Source organism: Corynebacterium sp., from assembly GCF_012838985.1.
Taxonomy (GTDB): Bacteria; Actinomycetota; Actinomycetes; order Mycobacteriales; family Mycobacteriaceae; genus Corynebacterium.
This window is the reverse complement of sequence record NZ_DUOE01000101.1, coordinates 1-4,910: the sequence shown is the minus strand read 5'-3', so window position 1 is coordinate 4,910 and position 4,910 is coordinate 1. Positions and strand designations below refer to the sequence as shown.

General features: G+C 70.3%; 4 protein-coding genes, 1 tRNA gene and 1 pseudogene. 2 read left to right on the top strand and 4 right to left on the bottom strand.

Features of this window, described 5'->3' with window-relative positions; translation table 11 throughout:
• Window positions 1-978: proton-conducting transporter membrane subunit (locus tag GXZ33_RS05830; protein ID WP_291339920.1), on the bottom strand; the 978-nt coding region annotated here is incomplete at its 3' end.
• 117 nt (window positions 979-1,095) lie between these two features.
• Between GXZ33_RS05830 and GXZ33_RS05825 the strand changes: the two genes are divergently transcribed.
• Complete coding sequence (locus GXZ33_RS05825) at window positions 1,096-2,547, top strand: hypothetical protein (protein WP_291339919.1); 1,452 nt, start codon at window positions 1,096-1,098, stop codon at window positions 2,545-2,547.
• 74 nt (window positions 2,548-2,621) lie between these two features.
• Here GXZ33_RS05825 and GXZ33_RS05820 read toward each other — a convergent pair.
• Together GXZ33_RS05820 and GXZ33_RS05815 are read right to left on the bottom strand one after the other, a co-directional pair.
• A tRNA-Pro gene (locus GXZ33_RS05820) sits at window positions 2,622-2,698 on the bottom strand.
• A 90-nt stretch (window positions 2,699-2,788) separates the two neighbouring features.
• On the bottom strand, window positions 2,789-3,697 hold the full coding sequence (locus GXZ33_RS05815) for a metallophosphoesterase (protein WP_291339921.1): 909 nt from the start codon (window positions 3,695-3,697) through the stop codon (window positions 2,789-2,791).
• A 59-nt stretch (window positions 3,698-3,756) separates the two neighbouring features.
• Between GXZ33_RS05815 and GXZ33_RS05810 the strand changes: the two genes are divergently transcribed.
• Window positions 3,757-4,230, top strand: coding sequence for a GatB/YqeY domain-containing protein (locus tag GXZ33_RS05810; protein ID WP_291339918.1), 474 nt, complete (start codon window positions 3,757-3,759; stop codon window positions 4,228-4,230).
• Here GXZ33_RS05810 and GXZ33_RS05805 read toward each other — a convergent pair.
• Window positions 4,227-4,910 (bottom strand): annotated as a pseudogene (locus GXZ33_RS05805) (penicillin-binding protein); the annotation flags it as partial. The gene GXZ33_RS05810 and the pseudogene GXZ33_RS05805 overlap by 4 nt on opposite strands.

Here is a 4,910-nt window from a genome sequence, read left to right as displayed (position 1 = left end):
GGCCAGGGCGAAGGGCGTGCCGACGCCGATCGTCGCCACGATCCAGCCCAGGTGCGACACCGTCGAGTACGCGGTGAGCTGCTTGAGGTCCGTCTTCTGCACGGCGAAAGCCGCCGACATCACCGCGGTGGCCATGCCGACGATGATGAGCAGACCGTTCCACACGGCCACGTCATGGAACACCGTGGAGAAGCGCAGCAGCAGGTAGATACCGGCCTTGACCACCGCCGCGGCGTGCAGGAACGCCGACACCGGGGTCGCCGCCGCCATCGCCTCCGGCAGCCAGAAGTGGAAGGGCAGCTGCGCCGACTTGGTGAACGCCGACACCGCCACCAGCACGGCCACCAGCACCGTCAGCTCGGGGCGCTGCCCCCAGAAATCGCTGGCCAGGATGCCGGTGAGGTTGGTGGTCCCGGCGGCCGTCGCGGCCACCGCCACCGCCACCAGCAGCGTGAGACCGCCGATGAAGGTGAGGATCAGGGTGCGCACCGAACCGGCCTCGCCCCCGGAGCCCGACCGGGCGATGAGCATGAACGACGCCAGGGAGACCAGCTCCCAGGCGAGGAAGAGGAGGACCACGTCATCGGCGAGCACGAGCAGCAGGATCGACAGCGTGAACGCCGTCATGATCGTGTAGAAGCTCGTGTTCCCCCTGCGTGGCGGGAGGTAGGCGGCGGAGTAGATGAAGACCACCGCGCCGATGATGAGGGCCAGCAGCGCGAAGAAGAGACTCAGGGCGTCGCCGCGCAGCGCGAAGCTGACGTCCATCCCCGGAGCCACCACATCCGGCACCCACACGCGGTCGAAGGTCAGGGGACGGCCGTCGATGACGCCGGGCAGTTCCCGACTGAGCAGCACCGCCCCCACGAGGAACAGGCCGGCCAGTGGCCACCCTGCTTTTCTGTCCAGGATCCGCACCGCGGGTGGGGCCGCTACAACCGCCAGTGCCGCGAGCGTAATGACAAGAATCAGGGTCACAGGGAAACCACGCTCTGTTAGCTCGGGGACATGTCAGATCTCATCTGACGTTACCAGCCGGATACGACGGTGCGCCTACCGCACCTGGCACCCGTTCTACCAGTACTTTCATTAGACATGAGCCCCTCCCTGCGCAACTGGATGACAGCCTTCATGCTGTTGATCCCCCTGATCCTCGGCGCCACCGTGGCCGCCGTCACCCACCTCGACCCCGCCCGCAGCTGGAGCAGCGCCGATGAACCCGCCGCCGCCCCCGCTCCGGTGCCCTCCCGCGAGCTTGTCGACGCCCGCCGCGCCGCCGGCGAGGCCGGCGCCCAGGCGGGGTTCCTCACCACCGGTACCGGGGAACTCCGGGACGGTGTCGCGGAGATGCGCACCGGGGCGGAGGCACTGCCGGGGCAGTTCTCCGAGGCCGTCACCGGTGCGCAGAGGCTGCACCAGGGTCTGGTCGAACTGCAGGCCGGCGTCGGGCAGCTGGGCACCGGCGCGAACGACATCGCCGACGGCGTGGGCAACGCCGTCGACCAGGTCATCGGCCTCGGGGCGCTGCAGGGGCAGCTGCTCGGGGCCATCGACAGCACCCTCGAGGACATCGCCGACTACGAGGAACCCGAACTCGTCGAGGCGCGTGCCCGCCTCCTCGAGCTGCGCGGCCAGGTGGAGATGATCCGCCTCGACGGCCCCGTGGCGGAGCAGCTGGAGGCCCTCAAGGACGGCTCCCGCGAGCTGGCCAACCAGCTCGGCGTCCCCGGCTACGCCTTCCACGACGGCATCTACACCGCCACCCGCGGCGCCCAGGACCTCTCCTACGGGCTGACCCAGGCGCAGGGTGGGGTGGATGAGGCGGTGGCGGGCGTCGACAAGCTCGATGAGGGCGCCCAGCGTATCGACGACATGGCCACCCGTACCCAGGACCGCATCGGCGACGTCCAGCGCGCACTGCCGGCGACCATGACCACCGCCGCGGGGGAGACTGAGACCGAGGAGGCGCTCCTCGGACTGTCGCCCATGTTCGCGCTCCTCATCGCCTCCCTGGCACTCATCGGCGGAGCCTTCGCCGGCGCTACCCGCCGCTGGTGGGTCCTCGCCGCGGCCACGCCCGCGCTGACCGCCGCGGGGCTCATCCTGCTGTGGCTGGTCGGCGTCGGCGCCACCGCCCAGACCCTCGCCTGGTCCGCACTGGTGCTCGCCCTCGGCGTGGTGGCCTCCGCGACGGCGACCCGCGCACTGCTCGGCGTCTTCGGCGTGGTCGGCGGTTCCGTCGCCGCGGGAGTGCTCGGCCTGGCGCAGGTCGGCGTGGTCGGCTGGGTGTGGAAGAGCCTCACCACCTCCGAGGTCTCCGGCGCCTGGCAGATCGCGGCCAACCTCTCCCCGCTGAGCTGGGCCACCTCCGGCCTGACCACCGCGGGCAACGACGCCTCCACCAGCCTCCTGTGGCTCGCCCTCGGGGTGCTCGGCGGAATGGCCGTGCTGGGACTCATCGGCGGCGTGCTGGACCGTCAGGGGGTGCGGCAGGAGGTTGACGTCGCGGAGCAGGAGCCGACGCAGGTGATCCCGGTGACCGCCTGACCGGCCCCCGGGCCGCCCCCGGTCGCCCCTGAAACGCAGACACCCCCTGGCCCGAAAGCCAGGGGGTGTCTCTGTGGTCGGGATAACAGGATTTGAACCTGCGACCTCTTCGTCCCGAACGAAGCGCGCTACCAAGCTGCGCCATATCCCGGTGTCCTGCGGTGTACTGCAGTGTGCTGCCGTACTCCGTGGTACCTCGAATACCTTAGCCCACAAAGGTCGTGAGAGACAAAACGTGAGGTCAGGACGGTGTTTCCGTGATGCGGAGCAGCGTCGCCGAGGGGCGGCAGAACAGACGCAGCGGCACGAACTTCGAGGTGCCCAGGCCGTTGGACACGTGCATCCTCATCCGGCCGAAGTCGTGCAGCCCCTGGGCCCGGGCCCGGTCGATGCCGCAGTTGGTCACGATGGCCCTCGACCCCGGCAGGCACAGCTGGCCGCCGTGGGTGTGACCGGAGAGGGAGAGCTGGTAGCCGTCACGCTCGAACTCGGCGAGCACGCGCGGCTCCGGGGTGTGCAGCAGCGCCAGGGAGAGGTCGGAGTCGGGGTGCGGGGCGCCGTCGACAAGCGGGTAGTCGTCGAGATCGTGGTGCGGATCATCGACACCGGCGGCGGCGATGCGCACCGGGCCGACCTGGAACTCCAGGCGCCTGTGGGTGGCGTCCTGCCAGCCACGCTCGATGAAAGCGGCGCGCATGTCGCGCCACGGCAGGTCGATGTACGACGGGATGCGGCGCAGCCCCAGCAGGTACTTGAAGGGGTTGGGCAGCTGCGGCGCCCAGTAGTCGTTCGTGCCGAACACGAACATGCCCGGGCGGTTGAGCAGCGGGCCCAGCGCGCGGAGGACGTCGGGGACGGCGCGCTCGTCGGAGAGGTTGTCACCGGTGTTGACCACCAGGTCCGGCTTCAGCGAGTCCAGTGCACTGACCCACGCGATCTTGTCGCTCTGCCCCGGGATCATGTGCAGGTCGGAGATGTGCAGCAGCCGGAACTCCGACCTCCCGCGCAGCGTGCCGGGGGCGAGCAGGGGGACGGTGATGTCCTTGAGCTCGAAACGGCGCAGCTCCGAGTTGCCCCAGGCTGCCAGTCCCGCGCCCGCGAGGGCGGCCGCGCCGAGGGCTCCGGCGAGGGGGAGGAAGCTCTTCTTCAGGGTCACCTTGGCAGTCTCGTTCACCCGGACCACCCTACCCGGGGAGTACCGTGGTCAACATGAGTGAGCTCAAGAACAAGATCCGCGCCGACCTGAAGACCGCGATGCTAGCCAAGGACAAGGGCCGCACCGGCACGATCCGCATGCTGCTGGCCGCCATCCAGGGTGAGGAGACCACCGGCGCCAAGCATGAGGCGACCGACGAGGACATCCTCAAGGTGATCGCCCGGGAGATCAAGAAGCGCCGCGAGTCGGCCCAGATCTACACCGACAACAACCGCCCCGAGCTGGCCGAGACCGAGCTGGCCGAGGTCGCGATCCTCGAGGACTACCAGCCGGCCCAGCTGGATGACGAGGCTGTCGCCTCGCTTGTCGACACCGCCGTGGCCACCGTCGCCGCCGAGTCCGGCATCGAGCCCGGCGAGATCTCCATGAAGCAGATGGGCCAGGTCATGAAGGCCGCCACCGCGGCCGCCGCCGGCCAGGTGGACGGCAAGCGCCTGTCCACCGCCGTGCGCGCGAAGCTGGCCTAGAGTCCCAGCGCGTCACGCAGCTGCGCGGCGACGTCGTCGAGGTCCTGCTGCGTGATCTGCGGCCGGCGGGGGGTCGGGCCGGGCGCCGTGTCGGGGGACGGCTCCGTGTTACGCGGCGCGGGGGCCGGGGCGGGGACGTGACCGCGGGAGAGTTCCAGGGTCACCGTGGAACCGCGCTCGAGCACGCCGTCCGCGACGGCCCGCTCCACCCGGCCCTGCGGCTGCTGACCGTCGACGGTGCGGGTGACCACGTGGTAGCCCTTCCCCTCCAGTACGCCGCGTGCGGCGGACTCGGTCATGCCGACGACCTCCGCCAGGACGGCGTTGGTGGTGCCCAGGTCGTACTTCGGGTCATGGCCGGGCAGCACGCCGTTGACGGCCGCCGGCAGCATGTTCGCCGTGTTGAACCACGTCTCCGCGGCCTCCCGACCACCGAAGAGGTTGCCGCTGCCGCACTGGCGCACCGGGGAGGTGCACAGCGGGGAGCTCGTGGTGCCGTCGTTGTAGATGTACGGCGCCGCCGCGAAACCGCTGTTGAAGCCCAGGAACGCGGAGGACAGGTGGGATTCCGTCGTGCCGGTCTTGGCGGCGGCCTGACCGCCCCAGCCGGTGACGGAGGCCGCGCGGGCACCCGTGCCGGAGATCAGATCCTCGGCCATGCCGTCCGCCAGGGCGTTCGC